Consider the following 20,913-nt stretch of genomic DNA (forward strand, 5'->3'; position numbering starts at 1 on the left):
GGCTTGCCCGCGAAGGGCCCGCCTCGGTCCCCCTGATTCACACAATCCTGTTGAAAACCAAGCAAGCGCTCGGTTAACTTCGCTGAACCCTCAGTGGAGTTCGCCGATGCCTGCCTTTCAGGAATACTTCGATCCCAGCCACCAATTGGTCCGCGACAGCGTCAGACGTTTCGTCGAACGTGAGATTCTTCCGGACATCGATCAGTGGGAGGAAGCCGAAAGCTTTCCCCGTGAGCTCTATCTCAAGGCCGGCGCGGCGGGGATTCTCGGTATCGGTTACCCGCAAGCGCTTGGCGGGAGCCACGAAGGCGATCTGTTCGCCAAGGTCGCCGCAACCGAGGAGCTGATGCGCTGTGGCTCGGGTGGCCTGGTGGCGGGGCTTGGGTCACTGGATATCGGTCTGCCGCCGATTCTCAAGTGGGCCAGGCCTGAAGTCCGTGACCGTGTCGTGCCGCAGGTGTTGTCGGGCGAGAAGATTAGCGCCCTGGCTGTCACCGAACCCGGCGGTGGTTCCGACGTCGCCAATCTGCAAACCCGCGCCGTGCGTGACGGTGATGTTTACCGGGTCAGCGGCAGCAAAACCTTTATCACCAGTGGCGTGCGCGCGGATTTCTACACTGTCGCGGTGCGCACCGGTGAGCCGGGTTTCACCGGGATCAGCCTATTAATGATCGAGAAGGGCACACCCGGTTTCACCGTGGGGCGGCAACTGAAGAAAATGGGCTGGTGGGCATCAGACACAGCCGAATTGTTCTTCGACGATTGCCGGGTGCCTGTGGGCAATCTGATCGGCAGCGAAAACATGGGCTTCGTCTGCATCATGGGCAACTTCCAGAGCGAGCGCCTGGCACTGGCCCTGATGGCCAACATGACCGCGCAGCTCGCCCTGGAGGAAAGCCTGAAATGGGCACGAGAACGTGAAGCCTTCGGCAAACCCATCGGCAAGTTCCAGGTGATCAGCATCGCCTCGCCGAAATGGCCACTGAACTGGAAGTATCGAGGGAATTCACCTATCGCCAGGCGGCGAAAATGGCCGCTGGGCAGAGCGTGATCAAGGAGATTTCCATGGCCAAGAATTTGCCACCGACACGGCGGACCGGATTACCACGGATGCGGTGCAGATCCTCGGTGGCTTGGGTTACATGCGGGAAAGTCTGGTGGAGCGGCTGTACCGGGATAACCGGATTCTTTCGATTGGGGGCGGGACGCGGGAAGTGATGAACGAAATCATCAGCAAGCAGATGGGGCTTTGAGATTTGCTGTGTTGCGGCTGACGCCTTCGCGGGCAAGCCTCGCTCCTACAGATTTTCATGTAGTGCCCGAATCCAGCGGCAATCACAATTCCTGTAGGAGCGAGGCTTGCCCGCGAAGGCGTCCATGTAGACGCCGCTTATCTATCGGTAAGCGCAAACTGCGTCAGGCAGAACGTAGGAATGCCCATATCTTCCAGCCGCTGCGAGCCACCCAGTTCCGGCAGGTCAATGATCGCAGCCGCCTCATGAACCCGAGCGCCCATGCGTCGAATCAGGTTCGCCGCCGCAATCAGGGTGCCACCCGTGGCGATCAGGTCATCGAACATCACCACCGAATCGCCTTCGCACAAGCTGTCGGCGTGCACTTCAAGAAAAGCTTCACCGTATTCGGTGGCGTAACCCTCAGCCAGGACATCGGCTGGCAGCTTGCCTTGCTTGCGGAACAACACCAGCGGCTTGTTCAACTGATAAGCCAGCACCGAACCGATCAGAAAACCACGGGCATCCATGGCGCCGATGTGGGTGAAATCGGCCTCGACGTAACGATGGGCGAAGCTGTCCATGACCTGGCGCAGTGCCGTTGGCGACTGGAACAACGGAGTAATGTCGCGAAAAATCACGCCCGGCTTGGGAAAGTCGATCACGGGGCGGATAAGGGATTTGATGTCGAAGGAGTCGAAGACCATCGTCGTGTCCTGGCAGGGCTGCAAACGACGCATTATAACGGCGGCTGAACTGTTTCGCTCAGCCGCTATCGCCTGAATCAGCCTTCGATTGAACCGCCGGCCAGCGCACAGAGCTGGATCGGGTCAAGGATGCGAATTTCCTTGCCTTCGGCGGCGATCAGTTCGTTCTGCTGGAAGCGCGTGAACACCCGCGACACGGTTTCCACCGCCAGGCCCAGGTAGTTGCCGATTTCGTTGCGCGACATGCTCAGGCGGAACTGATTGGCCGAGAAGCCCCGAGCGCGGAAACGTGCCGACAGGTTGACCAGGAAGGTGGCGATGCGCTCGTCGGCGGTCTTTTTCGACAGCAGCAACATCATCTGTTGATCGTCGCGAATCTCGCGACTCATCACCCGCATCAACTGACGACGCAACTGCGGCAATTGCAGGGCCAGTTCGTCCAGGCGTTCGAAGGGGATTTCACACACCGAAGTGGTTTCCAGCGCTTGCGCCGACACCGGATGCTTCTCGGTGTCCATGCCCGACAGGCCGACCAGTTCGCTCGGCAAGTGGAAACCGGTGAGCTGTTCTTCGCCGGCATCGCTCAGGTTGAAGGTCTTGAGCGCGCCCGAGCGTACTGCGTAAACCGAGTCGAAAGTGTCGCCCTGGCGGAACAGAAACTCACCTTTTTTCAGCGGGCGGCCACGTTTGACGATTTCGTCCAGTGCGTCCATGTCTTCCAGATTCAGGGAAAGTGGCAAACACAGCGGGGCCAGGCTGCAATCCTTGCAATGGGCCTGGTTATGAGCGCGCAGTTTTACTGGCTCGGACATTTCTTCAATCCTTGTGGGAAAACACACATAAGATGTAAGGGTAACCCAGCGCAGGACTTTGAGGCCAGTGCATGGCGCTTTTGTCGCAGTTGTCTAGATCACTCGGGAAAATCGTTGCTGGCTGTGTTGCTCCAGATACGCATCGAACACCATGCACACCGAGCGCACCAACAAACGTCCGGCAGGCAACACGGTGATTTTTTCTCGATCCAGCTCAATCAGGCCATCCTTGGCCATGCACTGCAATTGCGGCCAAAGTTCGCCGAAATAGCCTTGAAAGTCGATATTGAAGGCGCGTTCTATCTGGACGAATTCGAGACTGAAATTGCAAATCAACTGCTGAATCACTGCACGCCGAAGCCGGTCATCGGCGTCGCATAACAGGCCGCGACTGGTGGCCAGCTGTGCAGAAGCCAGGGTGTTCTGGTACTGATTCAAGTCGCTGCTGTTCTGGCAGTACAAGTCGCCGATCTGGCTGATCGCAGACACACCCAAGCCGATCAAATCGCAATGACCATGGGTGGTGTAACCCTGAAAGTTACGTTGCAGGGTCGATTCTTCCTGGGCATCGCCAGTTCATCGTCGGGCAGGGCGAAGTGATCCATGCCGATGTAGCGATAACCGGCTGCGGTCAGTTGATCGATGGTGCGTTGCAGCATGTCCAGTTTCTGCGTCGGCGTCGGAAGTTCATTGCTGTTGATCCGCCGTTGCGGCATGAACCGTTCCGGCAGGTGCGCGTAGTTGAATACCGAGAGCCGGTCCGGTTGCAAACTGATGACTTCTTCGACGGTGCGGGCGAAGTTTTCCGGGGTTTGTTTCGGCAGGCCGTAGATCAGGTCGATATTGATCGAGCGGAATTGCAGGGTGCGGGCGGCGTCGATCACCGCGCGGGTTTCCTCCAGGCTTTGCAGGCGATTGACCGCGCGCTGTACAGCGGGATCAAGGTCTTGCAGGCCGATGCTGACCCGATTGAAGCCTAATTCGCGTAACAGGCCCATGGTCGACCAGTCGGCTTCGCGGGGGTCGATTTCGATGCTGTAGTCGCCGGAGTCGTCGTCGAGCAAATTGAAATGCTTGCGCAAGTGCGCCATCAACTGACGCAATTCGTCATGGCTGAGAAAGGTCGGCGTGCCACCGCCGAAATGTAGTTGCTCGACTTTTTGCGTGGGGTCGAGGTGACAGGCGATCAGCTGGATTTCCTGTTCCAGACGCTGCAAATAGGGCAGTGCTCGACCACGATCCTTGGTGATGACTTTGTTGCAGGCGCAGTAGTAGCAAATGTTCGCGCAGAACGGCACATGCACATACAGCGACAATGGGCGCAGGGCCTTGCGACTGTCGCGCAGGGCGTGAAACAGGTCGAAGCTGCCGACCTGGCCATGGAACTGCACGGCGGTCGGATAGGAGGTGTAGCGCGGTCCCGCCAGGTCATAACGGCGGATCAGATCAGTATCCCAACGAATGGCGTCGAGCATCATGCGGGCATCCCCGGAATAGGCTGGCAGTGTGGGCCAGTCTAGGGGGTGTGATATTTGGGGATCTTGATTTGCGTCAAAGGAGACGCCGACCTGTAGCAGCTGCCGAAGGCTGCGTCCGGCGGCGAAGCCGTCGTAAAACCTGTGACTGCGAATCATCTGGAAACCGCGTGTGCCGTGTTTGCGAGGACTGCGTCCTCGGTCGCCGCCTTCGGCAGCTGCTACAAGGGGCGCCGCCGATCTAATGTCCCATGAGCCAATGCTGATGCGGCCCCGGCAAGGTCCAGATGCCGAACAGCATCACCAGCACCCCACCGGTCATGCGCACGATGCGTTTGCGCAACAACGCCGTCACCTGTTCGGCCGCCAGCCCGGTGGCGAGCAGTACCGGCCAGGTGCCGAGACCGAACGCCAGCATCAGCAGCGCGCTGTCCAGCGCATTGCCCTGACTGGCCGACCACAGCAAGGTGCTGTAAACCAGCCCGCACGGTAGCCAGCCCCAGAGCGCGCCCAGCAGCAGCGCGCGAGGGATGCTCGACACTGGCAGCAGTTTGTTGGCAACCGGCTGGATATGCCGCCACAGCCCGCGACCGAGGCTTTCGATACGCGTCAGCCCGCTCCACCAGCCGGCCAGGTACAGGCCCATCGCAATCAGCAACAGCCCGGCGAGTACACGCATGAACATCGCCGCCGGGCTATTGGCCACCGCCCAGCCGGCCAGTCCGATCAGCAGGCCGGCGGCGGCATAGCTGAGGATTCGCCCAAGGTTGTAGGCCAGCAACAGGCGAAAGCGGCGGCTGCGTTGTTCCTTGGGAATCGCCAGGGTCAGCGCGCCCATCAGGCCGCCGCACATGCCCAGGCAATGACCGCCACCGAGCAGGCCGAGAATCACCGCAGACAACAACAATGGTGCCAACTCAAGCATGAGGCGGGGCCTTGTCGTCGGGTTTGGCCGGATGGCCGCTAGCCTCGTCGACGGCGGCGGTGTGGTTCGGGTCCTGATCGTCGAACAGGATGCTGTGGGCCGGGCCGTCGAGGTCGTCGTACTGACCGCTGTCGACCGCCCAGAAGAAGATGTAGATAGCGATGGCCACGATCAGCAGCGCGGCCGGGATCATCACGTAGAGAGCTGGCATCTGGACTCCATGCCCGCGCGGCTCAGGCCGGCAACGGGCGGGTTTCTGGCGTGGTGTCGACCGCAGGCGCGCTCGGCAGGCGAGTCAGGCGCAGGGCATTGAGCACCACGGTCAACGAACTGATGGACATGCCGACCGCGGCCCACACCGGGGTGATCCAGCCGAGGGCGGCGACCGGCAGCATGAGGCCATTGTACAGCCCGCCCACAGCAGGTTCTCGATGATTACCCGGCGGGTGCGCCGGGCCAGACTGAAGGCTTGTACCAGTGCATCGAGGCGATTGGACAGCAATACCGCGTCGGCGCTGGTTTTCGCCAGATCGGTGGCCGAACCCATGGCCACGCTGATGTCGGCGGCAGCCAGTACCGGCACATCGTTGACCCCGTCTCCAAGCATCAACACCTTGCGACCTTGCTGATGCAGTTGCTGCAGAACCTGCAACTTGTCGTCCGGTCGCAAGCCGCCCCGAGCTTCGTCGATACCGAGCTCGGCCGCGACACTGGCAACCATTGGCGAGCTGTCGCCCGACAGCAACAACGTGCGCCAGCCGCGCGCTTTGCAGGCTGCCAGCAGCGCCGGCGCGTCGGCGCGCAAACGGTCGTCAAGAACGAACCAGGCCAGCGGTCCTTGTTGGTCGCCGAGCAGCAGCCACTGGCCGGCTTCATCTGGCATCGATGGCGCGGCGGCACCGCTGAGTTTGCAAACAAAACCGGGCTGGCCGATACGCAAACGCTGTTCGCCAACCCGCCCTTCAAGGCCAAGGCCCGGCGAGCTGTGCACTTCTTCGGCGGCCAGTGGCGCGCGACCGAAGGCGCGGGCAATCGGGTGTTCGGAGCGGTTTTCCAGAGCGGCGGCGAGACTCAGGCATTGATCGCTATCGAGGGCGCCGAGGGGGCGGATCGAACGTAGCGCCAGGCGCCCTTCGGTGAGGGTGCCGGTCTTGTCGAAAATCACCGTGTCGATCTGGTTCAGGCCCTCCAGCACATGACCGCGAGTCAGCAGCAAGCCGAGTTTGTGCAGGGTGCCGGTGGCGGCGGTGAGGGCGGTCGGCGTCGCCAGGGACAAGGCGCAGGGGCAGGTCGCGACGAGCATCGCCAGCACAATCCAGAACGCCCGCGACGGATCCAGCTCCCACCACAGCAGGCCGATGCAGGCGGACGCGATCAGCGTCAGCAGCAGGAACCATTGCGCGGCGCGGTCGGCGATTTCCGCCAGCCGCGGTTTCTCGGCCTGGGCACGATCCAGCAGACGGACAATGGCGGAAAGGCGGGTGTCCTGGCCCAGCGCCTGGACTTGCACAGTCAACGCGCCTTCGACATTCAGGGTGCCGGCGGTGACGGGGTCGCCTGGAGTACGAGGTTGCGGCAGGTATTCGCCGGTCAGCAGCGATTCGTCGATGCTCGACTGACCACTGAGGATCTTGCCGTCAGCCGGGAGGATCGCGCCCGGATGCACCAGCACCTGATCGCCCACCCGCAACTCGCTCAGCAGGATCCGTTCGCTCTGGCCGTCGTCGCCCAAGCGCAAGCAGGAGGCTGGCAACAGATTCACAAGCTGTGCGGTGGCGGCCGCCGTGCGTTCCCGGGCGCGACGCTCAAGATAGCGCCCGGCCAGCAGGAATAGCGCAAACATGCCGACCGCATCGAAGTACAGTTCGCCAACACCGGTGATCGAGGTCCAGATCCCGGCGATATAGGCACTGCCGATGGCCAGTGAGACCGAAACATCCATGGTCAGGTGCCGGGTACGCAGGTCGCGCATGGCGCCCTTGAAGAACGGCGCGCAGCTGTAGAACACGATCGGGGTGGTGAGGAACAGCGCGACCCAGCGCAGGATCGTGTGCAGTTCAGGGCTGAGGTCGATGTTGAATTCCGGCCAGGTGGCCATGGTCGCCATCATCGCCTGGAACCACAGCAGCCCGGCCACGCCGAGCTGGCGTAGGGCAAGACGGTTTTCGCTGGCCAGTTGTTCACTGGCGCGGTCGGCTTGATAAGGGTGGGCGGCATAGCCGATGTGGCGCAGTTCGCCGAGGACTTGGCTGAGCGGCAATTGCGCGTCAGCCCAGCGCACATGCAAACGATGGTTCGACAGGTTCAGGCGCGCTTCGGCCACCGCCGGCAAGGCGCGCAGGTGTTTTTCGATCAACCAGCCGCAGGCGGCGCAACTGATGCCTTCCATCAACAGCGTGGTTTCGGCCAGTTCGCCTTCATGGCGAACAAACGGTTGCTGCACTTCAGCGCGGTCGTACAGCGCCAGTTCATCCACCAATTGCACCGGCAGCGCTTCGGGGTTGGCCGACGCTTCGCTGCGATGCTGGTAATAATTTTCCAGCCCGCCGGCGACAATCGCTTCGGCCACAGCCTGGCAACCCGGGCAGCAGAACTCGCGGGTTTGCCCCAGGACCGCCGCGGTGAAACGGCTGCCGGCCGGGACGGGCAGGGCGCAGTGGTAGCAGGGAAGTGGAGTGGTCATGTGGCTTTCACGAGACATTATCCGATGATCGTTCCACGCTCTGCGTGGGAATGCCTCCCCGGACGCTCCGCGTCCGCTTCGGCGGGGACGCAGAGCGTCCATGGCTGCGTTCCCACGCAGAGCGTGGGAACGATCAGGTGGTGCTATTTTTCCAGGTCTTCGGCGCCCTGCAGCGGTTCGTCTCCGAGCAACAGGTCCTTGTCATGATCGACCGATTCTTCCTCGAACATGCGCCAGATGTGGTCGTCTTGAGTGCCGAGCAGTTCAACGAAACGGCGGCCTTCGATCTTGTCGCTCAACTGGCCGATGTAGCGGCCCTGTTCGGTTTCGCTGCGGGTCAAAACGATCTTGCGATCTTTTTCCGGTTGGGTCGGCGAGATCAGGTTCAGCTCAAGGGTTTTTGGCTGGCTGTTGCCGCTCAGGCGCAGATCGACTTCGCCGGTCACGTCATCCAGATGGACACTGGCGCGCATCAGCAAGGTCTGCGCCAGCAGTTCACGGTCCAGGGAGCGGTTGATGCCTTTGCCGGCCTCGTAGTAGTTATCGTTGACCAGGTTGTCGGGGTTGTTCACCGCGATGGTCACCATGGACAGCGTCAGGGTCACCGAGCAGGTCAGAATCCCGATGATGATCCATGGCCAAAGGTGCTTGTACCAGGGACTTGCGGCGTTTGCTGCGGGCATGATCACTTCTCTCAACGATTTTGTGGGCCGATGAATCGGCTCTTGGCTTCAACATGGATGCTGGTGTCATCGGCATCCTTGAGGATGAATTTCACCTCGTTGGTGCTCGATGGCAGGTGTTCCGGGGCCACGGACAATTCGGCTGGCTGACTGACGATATCGCCGGCCGCGACCTTGATTTCGCGTCTGCCTTGCAGCTTGAGGTCCGGTAGGCCGGTCGCTTCAAGTACATAGGTATGGTCGCGCTGATCCTTGTTCATAATCTTCAGGCTGTAGACGTTTTCGATCCGGCCCTCGGCATTTTCGCGGTACAGCACGCGGTCCTTGCTGACGTCGAAACCCACCAGCGAACGCATGAAGAACGCGGTCACCAGCAAACTGATCATCGCCAGCAACACCACGGCGTAGCCGATCAGGCGTGGACGCAGTTTATGGGTTTTCTGCCCGGACAGGTTGTGCTCGGTGGTGTAGCTGATCAGGCCGCGCGGGTACTCCATCTTGTCCATGATGGCGTCGCAGGCATCGACGCAGGCAGCGCAGCCGATGCACTCGACTTGCAGGCCGTCGCGGATGTCGATGCCGGTCGGGCAAACCTGCACGCACATGGTGCAGTCAATGCAGTCACCCAGGCCCTGGGCTTTGTAGTCGATGCCTTTTTTGCGCGGGCCGCGAGACTCGCCACGACGCGGGTCGTAGGACACGATCAGGGTGTCCTTGTCGAACATCACGCTCTGGAAGCGCGCGTACGGGCACATGTAAATACACACCTGCTCGCGTAGCCAGCCGGCGTTGCCGTAGGTGGCGAGGGTAAAGAAGCCGACCCAAAAGTAAGACCAGCCCTCGGCCTCACCGGTGAAGAACTCGATGGTCAATTCGCGTATCGGTGAGAAGTAACCGACGAAGGTCATGCCGGTCACGAAGCCAATCAGCAGCCACATCGCGTGTTTGCTGAATTTGCGCAGGAATTTGTTGGCACTCATCGGCGCCTTGTCGAGCTTGATGCGCTGGTTACGGTCACCTTCGGTGACCTTTTCGCACCACATGAAAATCCACGTCCACACGCTCTGCGGACAGGTATAGCCGCACCAGACCCGGCCTGCGTACACCGTGATGAAGAACAGACCGAAAGCGGCGATGATCAACATGCCCGACAGCAAGATGAAGTCCTGAGGCCAGAAGGTCGCACCGAAGATGAAGAATTTACGCTCCGGCAAATTCCACCAAACGGCTTGATGACCACCCCAGTTCAGCCACACCGTACCGAAATACAGCAGAAACAACACAGCACCGCCGGCCATTCGCAGGTTGCGGAACAGGCCGGTGAAAGCACGGGTGTAGATCTTTTCTCGAGAGGCGTAGAGGTCGACGCTGTTGTTCGCGTTTTTGGCAGGGGGGGTAACGTCGTGTACCGGAATCTGGTTGCTCATCAGTTGCATCCCACGGCAGTGGAAAAATGCCTCGGTCAGTACGTGCCGACCGGGGTCAAAAAGGGGTGTTGCAGTGGCTCAATGATACGCCTGTCGCTCTAGCCTGCGGGTGCGACCTTTGGTCACGTTGGTGGAAATCAACTGAGCGTGTAATGACCTGTATCAATTGACTTGTGAATTATGGTCGGTTTTACGGGTGTCAGCTCTCATTCAGTCCATGGGTTGATTAACTGAACGCCGCTCGATTGGAAATCGCTGACGTTACGAGTGACGACAGTAAGGCCATGAACCAGCGCAGTTGCTGCAATCAATGCATCTGCTTCATTGACGCGATCCGGAACATGCAAGCTGGCACACCGAAGGGCCACGGCGGCGTCGATCGGCAGGATTCTGGCATCGAAAGCCGGTAGGACGTGGCGCTTGAGCCAAGTGCGCAATACCTTTCCTTGAGCGGGATCGCGCCGCTCCATGCGTAGAACCCCTGTCTCCAGTTCCTTCAAGGTAATGGCGGAAATAAACATGCGAGGGCGATGATGCTTTTAGCCCAGGCGACGACATTCGCATCAGCCTGGGGTTTGCGCAGTTCGGAAATCACATTGGTGTCGAGTAGGAACATCAGGACAAATCCACGGGGCGATGAGTGATCACGGCGCGCTCGGTTTCGAACTCGATGTCTGCCGCTTCTGGCATTACCAAAGTTCGACGATGTCAGCGTTAATGCCGGTCAATTTTTGGTAGTCCTCAATGCTTAGCAGTACATGGGCCGGTTTGCCTCGGTCGGTGATGAAAACCGGTCCCTGACGCGTGGCTTTTTTGGCACCGCTTGTGTCCTGGTTGAATTCACGGCTGGAAATGGTGGTGATGGCCATCATGCCTGACCCTCCTGAGCGTCTTAATGTAGAAACGTTACTACCTACTTGTAAGTCTCGCAATCTCGTAAGGCGAATGCTCGACCGCCGGTCATCGTTTAAGGATCTGCCCTACATGCCTTGTGACAAAGGCAGACTGATGGACGAACTGCTACGGCTGTATTGTTGTTTGCGCCGCCTATGGCATTAAACGAGCGCCGCAAAATTGATTTTTGTTTCTGCGGCGGATTTTTTTCAAGGATGAAAGTTTATGAATGACGCTATTGAACAAGAGTCGGATGTCAGTCGGGAAATCGAAGCATTGAGGGCAATCCTCAGTTCGGGAGCCATGGGAGCTCCCGCGCTAACGGCTTATCTGGAAGCGGCTCTTGCCGCGCTTGAATCAGGGGGCGCATTACCCCAAGCCATGAGTCTCACAAGTGAGGCAAACAGCCGGAATGACAGGCCGAAAAAAGCCCGAAAGACCAAGAGCCTTGGTTCTCTGGATAGTTTGGGGGGTGGCAATATTGTCTGAGGCAGTCCATGGCTGCGCATGACTGACGCGGGAATCACCTTGCAGGTTTAAATGAAAAGGCCCCACCAATTCACATTGGCGGGGCCTTTTCTTGTTGCTTCAAGCGTGTGCCTTACTGGGCGTTTTCCGCCACAGCCTTCTCGCCATGAGACAGGCTGTAAACGTAAGCGGCCAGCAGGTGAACCTTGTCGTTGCCCTGCAATTGCTCTTGCGCAGGCATCTGGCCCTGACGGCCGTAACGTATGGTCTGCTGCAGTTGAGCGAAGCTTGAACCGTAGATAAACGCTGCCGGGTGGGTCAGGTTAGGCGCGCCCATGGCCGGAGTGCCTTTGCCTTCCGGACCGTGGCAGGCCACGCAGTTGGCAGCGAACAGTTTCTGCCCGGCAACCGGGTCAGCCTTGGTGCCTTCCGGCAGCTTGCGGCCATCGAGGTTGGTCACGACGAACGCAGCAACGTCCGCAACGCCTTGTTCGCCGATCACTTCAGCCCACGCAGGCATTACCGCATGACGGCCGCCCATGATGGTGGTCTTGATGGTTTCCGGTTCGCCACCCCAGCGCCAGTCGGCGTCGGTCAGGTTAGGGAAGCCATAAGCGCCTTTGGCGTCGGAGCCGTGGCAGACCGAGCAGTTGGAGGCGAACAGACGGCCACCCATCTTCAAGGCTTGCGGATCCTTGGCCACTTCTTCTATCGGCATGGAAGCGAACTTGGCGAAGATCGGGCCGAACTTGGCGTCCGACCTGGCCATTTCCTTTTCCCACTCGTGAACGCCGGTCCAGCCGGTCTGGCCGTTGGCGAACGCGGTCTGCTTCTCGTTATCCAGGTAGTTGTAACCCGGCAGCAGGCCTTTCCAGTTGCCCAGACCCGGGTACAGCACCAGGTAACCCAGGGCGAAATGATGGTGCCCACAAACAGCATGAACCACCATTTCGGCAGCGGGTTATCGTACTCCTCGATCCCGTCGAAGGAGTGCCCAACCGTCTCTTCGGTGGCCTCGCTGCGCTGGCCCTTGCGGGTCGACAGCAGCAGCCAGGTCAGGGAAAAGATCGTACCGAGACTGAGGACTGTGACGTACAGACTCCAGAATGTAGTCATTCTTTGTTACTCCTAGAAGCTTGCTCGACGTGCTTGATGGCTTCGGGATCATCCGCGAAAGGCAGCAAGGTCGCGTCTTCAAACTCCGACTTGCGCTTGGGGCTGAATACCCACAAGGCCAGACCAACGAAGGCCACCATCACAACGACGGTGCCCAGGCCACGAATCATCCCGATATCCATTTAGATCACCGTTTGCTTTTGATGATGGTGCCCAGGCCTTGCAGATAGGCCACCAGCGCGTCCATTTCGGTTTTGCCCTTCACGGCATCCTTGGCACCGGCGATGTCTTCGTCGGTGTAAGGAACGCCGAGCGCGCGCAAGACTTCCATTTTCTTGGCGGTGTCTTTGCCGTCGAGCTTGTTTTCCACGAGGAACGGGTAGGCCGGCATTTTCGACTCAGGCACCACGTTGCGCGGGTTGTACAAGTGCGCGCGCTGCCAGTCATCGGAGTAACGACCGCCGACACGGGCCAGGTCCGGACCGGTACGCTTGGAACCCCACAGGAACGGGTGGTCCCAGACGCTTTCACCGGCGACCGAGTAATGGCCGTAGCGTTCGGTTTCAGCACGGAACGGGCGGATCATCTGCGAGTGGCAGCCGACACAACCGTTTTTGATGTAGATGTCGCGGCCTTCCAGTTCAAGGGCGGGGCGAGGCTTCATACCTTCGACCGGCTTGTTGGTGACGTCCTGGAAAACAGCGGAACGATCTGGGTCAGGCCGCCGACGCTGACGGCGATAACCATGAAGAAGGCCAGCAGGCCAATGTTCTTCTCGACTGCTTCATGCTTCATCAGTGAGCTCCAACTACAACAATCTGTTCGGCGGCTTGAGCTTCGGCCGGGTTCGAGGCACGTACGGTTCGCCATACGTTGTAGGCCATGAACAGCATGCCGGTGGCGAAGAACGCACCGCCCAGGGCACGGACGATAAAGCCAGGGTGGCTGGCTTGCAGCGCTTCAACGAACGAGTAGGTGAGGGTGCCGTCATCGTTGATTGCACGCCACATCAGGCCCTGGGTGATGCCGTTTACCCACATCGAAGCGATGTACAGAACGGTACCGATGGTCGCGAGCCAGAAGTGCGTGTTGATCAGGCCGATGCTGTGCATCTGCGCACGACCGAACAATTTCGGGATCATGTGGTAGATCGCGCCGATCGAGATCATTGCTACCCAGCCCAAGGCACCGGCGTGTACGTGGCCGATGGTCCAGTCGGTGTAATGCGACAGCGAGTTCACGGTCTTGATCGCCATCATCGGACCTTCGAAGGTCGACATGCCGTAGAACGCCAGGGAGACGACCAGGAAGCGCAGGATCGGGTCGGTGCGCAGCTTATGCCAGGCGCCCGACAGGGTCATCATGCCGTTGATCATGCCGCCCCAGCTCGGAGCCAGCAGGATGATCGACATGGCCATACCCAGCGATTGCGCCCAATCGGGCAGAGCGGTGTAGTGCAGGTGGTGCGGACCGGCCCAGATGTACAGGGTAATCAGCGCCCAGAAGTGCACGATCGACAGGCGATAGGAATAGATCGGACGCTCGGCCTGTTTAGGCACGAAGTAATACATCATCCCCAGGAAACCGGTGGTCAGGAAGAAGCCTACGGCGTTGTGGCCGTACCACCACTGGATCATCGCGTCGGTCGCACCGGCATAGGCCGAGTAGGACTTGAAGAAGCTGACCGGCAGGGACGCGTGGTTGACGATGTGCAGCATCGCAGTCACGACGATGAACGCACCGTAGAACCAGTTGCCCACATAGATGTGCTTGGTCTTGCGCTTGGTGATGGTGCCGAAGAACACCAGACCGTAGGTGACCCAGACGATGGCCAGCAGAATAGCCAGGGGCCATTCCAGCTCAGCGTATTCCTTGGTGGTGGTGTAACCCAGCGGCAAGGTAACGATGGCGCCGACGATCACCGCTTGCCAACCCAGAAGGTGAAGGCCGCGAGGCTATCGGAAATCAGTCGCGTTTGGCAGGTTCGCTGCACGACGTAATAAGAAGTGGCAAACAGTGCACAACCACCGAAGGCGAAATCACCAGGTTGGTGTGCAACGGGCGTAGGCGTCCAAAAGTCGTCCACGGCAGACCGAAGTTCAATTCCGGCCATACGAGCTGTGAGGCGATGAAGACACCAAGCCCCATGCCAAGGATCCCCCAGACCACCGTCATGATGGCGAACTGGCGGACTACCTTATAGTTATAAGCAGTCGGACTGATTGCTGTGCTCATTCTAAGGTTCCACGGTTTGGGTGTTTTATTAGGATTAAAATCGGCCGCAAGTATGTAGAAAGAGTAGGGTCATTGCAACGCGCCATGACCTGGGTCAATGCGTTCAAATGCTGATTCTGCGGCCTTTCCATGCGCCGCGTAGGGACAAAATTGCCCACGGACAAAACGTCCCGCAAGACCGATCAGGCGAGGGGTCAGGTCGGATGTAACGGGGTGTGTTCAAACGCAACGATTGGGTGACCGAAGGCAATTGGCGCGACAGCCGGTATCTACCAGCCTTTGCGGCCTGTTATCGGGCAGATTCATCGAACACATCGTTCAGGGTCGACCTGGAACCGGCACTGGCCAGTCCGCATCGGGAGAAGCTTAGACCCGAATCCGGGGATTCGAAAGGCGGACTAACGAAGGGTGCGACAATGGGTCGCAAAGGGGAAGGGAACTGCCGCATCCGGGAGAATGCGGCAGCAGAGCGGTCGAGAATTAGTCGTTTTTGCCTTCAGCCTGCAAACGCTCTGTATTCAGTCCTGCGACAGGCTGTACACATAGGCGGCGAGCAATTGAACCCTATCGTTGCCGAGCAGTTCGCTCTGTGCCGGCATATGGCCCTGGCGACCATGACGAATCGTTTGCTCAAGCTGCGTCAGGCCTGTTCCATAGATAAAACCGGCCGGGTGCGTCAGGTTTGGCGCACCCATGGCTTCAGTGCCCTGGCCGTTTGCCCCATGACAGGCTACGCAGGTGGTGCTGAACACCTGCTGTCCGGCTTGCAGGTCGGCACCACTGCCTTGCGGCAATGGCAGGCCGGCCAGTTCGTGGCGCACAAAAGCTGCCACGTTTTTCACGCCGGCCTCGCCGAGGACCTCACCCCAGGCTGGCATCATCGCCATGCGTCCACCCATGATGGTGGTCTTGATGGTTTGCGCGTTGCCGCCCCAGCGCCAGTCGCTGTCCGCCAGATTCGGGAAGCCGAAAGCACCCTTGGCATCCGAGCCGTGGCACACCGAGCAATTGGAGGCGAACAGGCGGCCGCCCATTTTCAGCGCCTGTGGATCCTTGGCCACTTCTTCCAGCGGCATGGCGGCAATTTGGCGAAGATCGGCCCGAACTTCGCGTCGGCCTTGTCCATCTCCTTTTCCCATTCATGTACGCCAGTCCAGCCGTTGTCGTAGCCCGGCAGGATGCCTTTCCAGTTGCCCAGACCGGGATAGAGAATCAGGTAGCCAACGGCGAACACCAAGGTGCCGGCGAACAGCATGAACCACCATTGTGGCAGCGGATTATCGTACTCCTCGATGCCGTCGAAGCTGTGGCCCATGGTCTGGTCGACGCTGCCCTTGGTTTCGCCCCGGCGGGTGCCGATCAGCAGCCAGGTCAGGCCGATCAGGCTGCCGATGGTCAGTACGCAAATCCACGTACTCCAGAAGGTGGTCATGGCCGGGTACTCCTTGTTACTGCGGATTCTTGAGGGGGTTATCGGGTTGCGGCTCGTCGGCGAACGGCAGCAGGCGTGCTTCGGCGAATTGCGGGCTGCGCTTGCTGTTGAACACCCACAAGGTCAGGCCGACGAAGGCGACGAATACCACGACCGTGCCCAGGCCGCGGATCATTCCAGTGCTTATTTCAAAGAACATGGCCATGGCTCACCTCTTGCTCTTGATGGCAGTGCCGAGCACTTGCAGGTAGGCGACCAGTGCGTCCATTTCGGACTTGCCCTTGAGCGACTCGACGCTGCCCGCGATGTCGTCGTCGGTGTAGGGCACGCCCAGGGTGCGCATGGCGCGCAGCTTGGTTTCGGTGTGACTGCTGTCGAGTTGATTGGCCACCAGCCACGGGTAGGCAGGCATTTTCGATTCCGGCACCACGTTGCGGGGGTTGTACAAATGCGCGCGGTGCCAGTCGTCCGAGTAACGTGCGCCGACCCGGGCCAGGTCCGGGCCGGTACGTTTCGAACCCCACAGGAACGGGTGATCCCAGACGCTTTCACCGGCCACCGAGTAGTGACCGTAGCGTTCGGTCTCGGCGCGAAACGGGCGGATCATCTGCGAGTGGCAACCGACACAGCCTTCACGGATGTAAATGTCGCGACCTTCGAGCTGCAGCGCGGTGTACGGCTTCATGCCTTCCACCGGTTTATTGGTCACGTCCTGAAAAACAGCGGGACGATCTGGGTCAGGCCGCCGATGCTCACGGCGAGCACCATCAGGATCAATAGCAGGCCGACGTTTTTCTCGATTGTTTCGTGTTTCATGGCGGACTCCTCAGGCCATCTGCGCGGCAGCGGCGACTTCGGCAGGCTGCGAGGCCCGCACGGTGCGCCAGGTGTTGTAAGCCATCAGGAACATGCCGCTGAGGAAGACCGCCCGCCCACCAGCCGCACGACGAAGCCTGGGTGGCTGGCCACCAGGGTTTCGACGAAGGAGTAGGTCAGCGTGCCGTCCTCGTTGACCGCGCGCCACATCAGCCCTTGAGCGATACCGTTGACCCACATTGACGCGATGTAGAGCACGGTGCCGATGGTGGCGAGCCAGAAGTGCGCGTTGATCAGGCCGATGCTGTGCATCTGCTCGCGCCCGAAGACTTTCGGGATCATGTGGTACAGCGCGCCGATGGAAATCATCGCCACCCAGCCGAGCGCGCCGGCGTGTACGTGGCCGATGGTCCAGTCGGTGTAGTGGGAGAGGGCGTTGACGGTCTTGATCGCCATCATCGGCCCTTCGAAGGTCGACATGCCGTAGAAGGCCAGGGAAACCACGAGGAAGCGCAGAATCGGGTCGCTGCGCAACTTATGCCAGGCGCCCGACAGGGTCATCATGCCGTTGATCATCCCGCCCCAGCTTGGCGCCAGCAGGATCAGCGACATCACCATGCCCAGCGACTGCGCCCAGTCCGGCAGAGCGGTGTAGTGCAGGTGGTGTGGACCGGCCCAGATGTACAAAGTGATCAGCGCCCAGAAGTGCACGATCGACAGGCGATAGGAATACACCGGGCGTTCGGCTTGCTTGGGCACGAAGTAATACATCATGCCGAGGAAACCGGCAGTCAGGAAAAAGCCCACGGCGTTGTGCCCGTACCACCACTGCACCATGGCATCGGTCGCACCGCCATACAGCGAGTAGGACTTGGTGAAACTCACCGGCAACTCAAGGTTGTTGACGATGTGCAGGATGGCGACGGTGATGATGAATGCACCGAAGAACCAGTTGCCCACATAGATATGCTTGGTGTTGCGCTTCATCACCGTGCCGAAGAATACGATGGCGTAGGCAACCCAGACGATGGTGATCAGGATGTCGATCGGCCACTCCAGCTCGGCGTATTCCTTGGAGCTGGTGTAACCCAGCGGCAGGCTGATGGCCGCCAGCAGGATCACAAGCTGCCAGCCCAGAAGCAGAACGCGGCAATTTTCGGCGCAAACAATTGCGTCTGGCAGGTGCGTTGCACCGAGTAGAACGAACTGGCGAACAAGGCGCAGCCGCCAAAGGCGAAGATCACCGCGTTGGTGTGCAGCGGGCGCAAACGCCCGAAACTGGTCCACGGCAAATTGAAGTTGAGTTCGGGCCAGACCAACTGGGCCGCGAGAAAAACCCCGAGCCCCATGCCGACGATGCCCCACACCACCGTCATAATGGCGAATTGGCGGACCACCTTATAGTTGTAGGCGGTACTGATAGAAGTGTTCATGGTTCCCCATCCACGGTTCAGCCGAAGTGGGCGCGCAGCGCTTGGCAGCGTCCTTCGCCTGGAGTTATAGGCAGACTAAAAGCGAGGCAAGCATGGACAAACAGCACAAGGCCGGTATTGACGGGGATCAATGGGCGCAGTGCGTGCAGGATCATGGATGGTTGTGGAATGCCGCCGTCGCGCCGGCGTCGGCAACGCTGATCCTCGCCCATGGCGCCGGTGCGCCGATGGACAGCGACTGGATGAACGACATGACCGCACGCCTCGCGGAACTGGGCGTCAACGTGTTGCGCTTCGAGTTTGCGTACATGGCGCAACGGCGTGTCGATGGCGGCAAGCGACCACCCAATCCAGCGCCGAAACTGCTGGAATGCTGGCGTGAGGTGTATGCCCAAGTGCGACGTCATGTCGCTGGGCCACTGGCCATCGGCGGCAAGTCCATGGGCGGGCGGATGGCCAGTTTGCTTGCTGACGAATTGGGCGCGGATGCGCTGGTGTGCCTGGGCTATCCGTTTTATGCCGTGGGCAAGCCGGAAAACCGCGGGTCGAGCATTTGGCCGGGCTGAAGACACGGACGTTGATCGTGCAGGGCGAGCGGGATGCGTTGGGTAATCGTGAGGCGGTCGAGGGCTACGACCTTTCACCGAATATCGAGGTGTTCTGGCTGGTGGCGGGGGATCATGATTTGAAGCCGTTGAAGGCATCGGGGTTTAGCCATGAGCAGCATTTGGCGGCTGCAGCGGGGAAGGTTGCTGCGTTTCTTCAATAGGTTGTGCAGTGCCGGTCATGGCCTCATCGCGGGCAAGCCTCGCTCCTACAGGTCATGCGCCGCTCATATAAACACCGACAACCTGTAGGAGCGAGGCTTGCCCGCGATGAGGCCCGAAAAGGCAACATCACTTCCAGACTGGCAATAAAAAACCCGGAGGTTCTCACCGTCCGGGTTTTTTGTTTCCAGCACCAATCAGCGGTTAAACCGCTCCACCAACGAATACTGGGTATTGGCGGTCTTGGTCAGTTCTTCGCTCAACAGTGCCGAGTTTTGCGCCTGCTCCGAAGTCTGGTCAGCCAGGTGCGAGATGTTGCTGATGTTACGGCTGATTTCTTCGGCCACGGCGCTTTGCTCTTCGGTAGCAGCAGCGATCTGGGTGGTCATGTCGGTGATGTTGGCCACCGCTTCACTGATCCCCACCAATGCCTGATCCGCCTCCAGTACCCGTGCCACACCTTCTTCAGCCTGGCGATGCCCGGCTTCCATGGTTTGCACCGCAGTGCCGGCGGTTTGCTGCAGTTTGGCGATCAGGGCGTGAATCTGCCCGGTGGATTCACTGGTGCGTTGCGCCAGTTGCCTTACTTCATCGGCCACCACTGCAAAGCCACGACCCATCTCACCGGCACGAGCCGCTTCAATGGCCGCGTTCAACGCCAGCAAGTTGGTCTGGTCGGCAATGCCCTTGATCACATCGACCACGCCGCCGATTTCATCGCTGTCCTTGGCCAGTTGGGTCACGGTCAGACCGGTTTCCCCGACCACCACCGACAGGCGCTGAATGGCTTCGCGGGTTTCCCCGGCAATGTCACGACCACGGCCGGTCAGGCGATTGGCTTCCTGAGTCGCATCGGCGGTGCGCTGCACATGACTGGCGACTTCCTGCGTGGTGGCAGCCATCTGATTGACGGCGGTGGCCACTTGCTCGGTTTCGACGCGCTGGCGTTCCAGGCCGCTGGAGCTGTTGTGCGCCAGGGCATCGGACTGTTTCGCCTGCTCGGTGAGGTGCTCGGCAGTGTCCTGCAAGCGGGTCAGGCAGGTTTTCAGGCGTGCTTCCTGGCTGAGGATCGACATCTCCAGGCGCGCCTGGGCGCCGTGGCTGTCGGTGTACATCAGCGCGATCAATGGGTCGGACGTGGTCTGCTCGGCCAGACGCAACAAACGCTTGATGCCACGTTGCTGCCAACTCAGGCCCATCAGGCCCAGCGGCACCGAAAGACCGGCGGCCAGGGCAAATCCCCAGTGGGAGTTAAGCGTGGCACCGATCATGAAGCTCAGCTGACTGACCAGAATGAACGGCAGCCAGTCCTGAAGAAGCGGCAACCACTTATCGGTTGCAGGAACGGCCGACTTGCCCTGGTTGATGCGTTGGTACAGCGCTTCAGCGCGGCGGATCTGTTCGGCGGTGGGTTTGACCCGTACCGACTCGTAACCGATCACCTGGTTGCCTTCGAAGATCGGCGTCACATAGGCGTTGACCCAATAGTGATCACCGCTCTTGCAGCGATTCTTGACAATACCCATCCATGGCAGCCTTGTTTCAGTGTGCCCCACATGTGCGCGAACACCGCGACCGGAACGTCGGGGTGACGCACCAGGTTATGCGGCGCACGGATCAGTTCCTCCCGGGAAAACCCGCTGATCTCGACGAAGTCGTCGTTGCAGTAAGTAATCATACCCTTGGCATCGGTAGTGGAAATCAACCGCTGCTGAGCCGGGAAGGTCCGTTCGCGTTGTGTAATGGGCTGGTTGTTTCGCATGGCTTTTTCAATCCGCAAGGCATTCCAAATGCTGTATCGGCAACCG

Annotated in this window: 8 protein-coding genes and 14 pseudogenes; 3 read left to right on the forward strand and 19 right to left on the reverse strand. The window is 59.9% G+C overall.

Features of this window, described 5'->3' with window-relative positions; all coding sequences use genetic code 11:
- Positions 1–106 precede the first annotated feature (106 nt).
- A pseudogene (locus CES87_RS17465) lies at positions 107–1,253 on the forward strand (acyl-CoA dehydrogenase family protein).
- Positions 1,254–1,390: 137 nt separating this feature from the next.
- Here the strand turns inward: CES87_RS17465 and CES87_RS17470 are convergent.
- The 10 genes and pseudogenes from CES87_RS17470 to CES87_RS17515 all read right to left on the reverse strand — a co-directional run bounded on the left by CES87_RS17470 (position 1,391) and on the right by CES87_RS17515 (position 10,813).
- Complete coding sequence (locus CES87_RS17470; RefSeq protein ID WP_128607114.1) at positions 1,391–1,939, reverse strand: adenine phosphoribosyltransferase; 549 nt, start codon at positions 1,937–1,939, stop codon at positions 1,391–1,393.
- 77 nt (positions 1,940–2,016) lie between these two features.
- Complete coding sequence (gene fnr, locus CES87_RS17475; RefSeq protein ID WP_095197320.1) at positions 2,017–2,751, reverse strand: fumarate/nitrate reduction transcriptional regulator Fnr; 735 nt, start codon at positions 2,749–2,751, stop codon at positions 2,017–2,019.
- Positions 2,752–2,844: 93 nt separating this feature from the next.
- Positions 2,845–4,226: pseudogene (gene hemN, locus CES87_RS17480) on the reverse strand (oxygen-independent coproporphyrinogen III oxidase).
- Positions 4,227–4,467: 241 nt separating this feature from the next.
- Positions 4,468–5,151, reverse strand: a complete 684-nt coding sequence (locus tag CES87_RS17485; protein WP_128607115.1) for a sulfite exporter TauE/SafE family protein — start codon at positions 5,149–5,151, stop codon at positions 4,468–4,470.
- Positions 5,144–5,362 (reverse strand): cbb3-type cytochrome oxidase assembly protein CcoS, encoded by a 219-nt coding sequence (gene ccoS, locus CES87_RS17490; protein WP_059404569.1) that lies wholly within the window; start codon positions 5,360–5,362, stop codon positions 5,144–5,146. The genes CES87_RS17485 and ccoS overlap by 8 nt, the downstream gene beginning before the upstream one ends.
- Positions 5,363–5,384: 22 nt before the next feature.
- A pseudogene (locus CES87_RS17495) lies at positions 5,385–7,834 on the reverse strand (heavy metal translocating P-type ATPase).
- 143 nt (positions 7,835–7,977) lie between these two features.
- Positions 7,978–8,517: a FixH family protein gene (locus CES87_RS17500; protein WP_128607116.1), complete on the reverse strand. Its 540-nt coding sequence runs from the start codon at positions 8,515–8,517 to the stop codon at positions 7,978–7,980.
- An 11-nt stretch (positions 8,518–8,528) separates the two neighbouring features.
- Positions 8,529–9,944, reverse strand: a complete 1,416-nt coding sequence (ccoG, locus tag CES87_RS17505) for a cytochrome c oxidase accessory protein CcoG (protein WP_128607117.1) — start codon at positions 9,942–9,944, stop codon at positions 8,529–8,531.
- Between the two features lie 206 nt (positions 9,945–10,150).
- A pseudogene (locus CES87_RS17510) lies at positions 10,151–10,560 on the reverse strand (type II toxin-antitoxin system VapC family toxin).
- A pseudogene (locus tag CES87_RS17515) lies at positions 10,560–10,813 on the reverse strand (type II toxin-antitoxin system Phd/YefM family antitoxin). The pseudogenes CES87_RS17510 and CES87_RS17515 overlap by 1 nt, the downstream one beginning before the upstream one ends.
- A 250-nt stretch (positions 10,814–11,063) precedes the next feature.
- Between CES87_RS17515 and CES87_RS17520 the strand changes: the two are divergent.
- Positions 11,064–11,327: a hypothetical protein gene (locus CES87_RS17520; protein WP_128607118.1), complete on the forward strand. Its 264-nt coding sequence runs from the start codon at positions 11,064–11,066 to the stop codon at positions 11,325–11,327.
- A gap of 112 nt (positions 11,328–11,439) precedes the next feature.
- On the opposite strand, the pseudogene ccoP (CES87_RS17525) reads toward CES87_RS17520, so the two are convergent.
- The 8 genes and pseudogenes from ccoP (CES87_RS17525) to ccoN (CES87_RS17560) form a co-directional block, all read right to left on the reverse strand.
- A pseudogene (gene ccoP / locus CES87_RS17525) lies at positions 11,440–12,422 on the reverse strand (cytochrome-c oxidase, cbb3-type subunit III).
- Entirely contained in the window at positions 12,419–12,604 is a 186-nt protein-coding gene (locus tag CES87_RS17530) for a CcoQ/FixQ family Cbb3-type cytochrome c oxidase assembly chaperone (RefSeq protein ID WP_032831505.1), read from the reverse strand. The pseudogene ccoP (CES87_RS17525) and the gene CES87_RS17530 overlap by 4 nt, the downstream one beginning before the upstream one ends.
- 5 nt (positions 12,605–12,609) lie before the next feature.
- Positions 12,610–13,217 (reverse strand): annotated as a pseudogene (gene ccoO / locus CES87_RS17535) (cytochrome-c oxidase, cbb3-type subunit II).
- Positions 13,217–14,657: pseudogene (gene ccoN / locus CES87_RS17540) on the reverse strand (cytochrome-c oxidase, cbb3-type subunit I). Before ccoN (CES87_RS17540) ends, ccoO (CES87_RS17535) begins: the two co-directional pseudogenes overlap by 1 nt.
- A 480-nt stretch (positions 14,658–15,137) precedes the next feature.
- Positions 15,138–16,089, reverse strand: a pseudogene (ccoP, locus tag CES87_RS17545) (cytochrome-c oxidase, cbb3-type subunit III).
- Positions 16,086–16,288: pseudogene (locus CES87_RS17550) on the reverse strand (cbb3-type cytochrome oxidase subunit 3). Before CES87_RS17550 ends, ccoP (CES87_RS17545) begins: the two co-directional pseudogenes overlap by 4 nt.
- 9 nt (positions 16,289–16,297) lie before the next feature.
- Positions 16,298–16,905, reverse strand: a pseudogene (ccoO, locus tag CES87_RS17555) (cytochrome-c oxidase, cbb3-type subunit II).
- A gap of 10 nt (positions 16,906–16,915) precedes the next feature.
- Positions 16,916–18,338: pseudogene (gene ccoN / locus CES87_RS17560) on the reverse strand (cytochrome-c oxidase, cbb3-type subunit I).
- Between the two features lie 92 nt (positions 18,339–18,430).
- Here ccoN (CES87_RS17560) and CES87_RS17565 point away from each other — a divergent pair.
- A pseudogene (locus CES87_RS17565) lies at positions 18,431–19,107 on the forward strand (alpha/beta family hydrolase).
- Positions 19,108–19,302: 195 nt separating this feature from the next.
- Here the strand turns inward: CES87_RS17565 and CES87_RS17570 are convergent.
- Positions 19,303–20,867 (reverse strand): annotated as a pseudogene (locus tag CES87_RS17570) (methyl-accepting chemotaxis protein).
- Positions 20,868–20,913: the final 46 nt, after the last annotated feature.

Origin of the sequence: Pseudomonas sp. ERMR1:02 (assembly GCF_002277815.1) — a bacterium.
In the GTDB taxonomy this organism is placed as follows: domain Bacteria; phylum Pseudomonadota; class Gammaproteobacteria; order Pseudomonadales; family Pseudomonadaceae; genus Aquipseudomonas.

Excerpts from the sequence above, each read along its gene's own strand:
- CES87_RS17470 (WP_128607114.1), bottom strand. The coding sequence starts at position 1,939 with ATGGTCTTCGACTCCTTCGACATCAAATCCCTTATCCGCCCCGTGATC.
- fnr (WP_095197320.1), bottom strand. The coding sequence starts at position 2,751 with ATGTCCGAGCCAGTAAAACTGCGCGCTCATAACCAGGCCCATTGCAAG.
- CES87_RS17485 (WP_128607115.1), bottom strand. The coding sequence starts at position 5,151 with ATGCTTGAGTTGGCACCATTGTTGTTGTCTGCGGTGATTCTCGGCCTG.
- ccoS (WP_059404569.1), bottom strand. The coding sequence starts at position 5,362 with ATGCCAGCTCTCTACGTGATGATCCCGGCCGCGCTGCTGATCGTGGCC.
- CES87_RS17500 (WP_128607116.1), bottom strand. The coding sequence starts at position 8,517 with ATGCCCGCAGCAAACGCCGCAAGTCCCTGGTACAAGCACCTTTGGCCA.
- ccoG (WP_128607117.1), bottom strand. The coding sequence starts at position 9,944 with ATGAGCAACCAGATTCCGGTACACGACGTTACCCCCCCTGCCAAAAAC.
- CES87_RS17520 (WP_128607118.1), top strand. The coding sequence starts at position 11,064 with ATGAATGACGCTATTGAACAAGAGTCGGATGTCAGTCGGGAAATCGAA.
- CES87_RS17530 (WP_032831505.1), bottom strand. The coding sequence starts at position 12,604 with ATGGATATCGGGATGATTCGTGGCCTGGGCACCGTCGTTGTGATGGTG.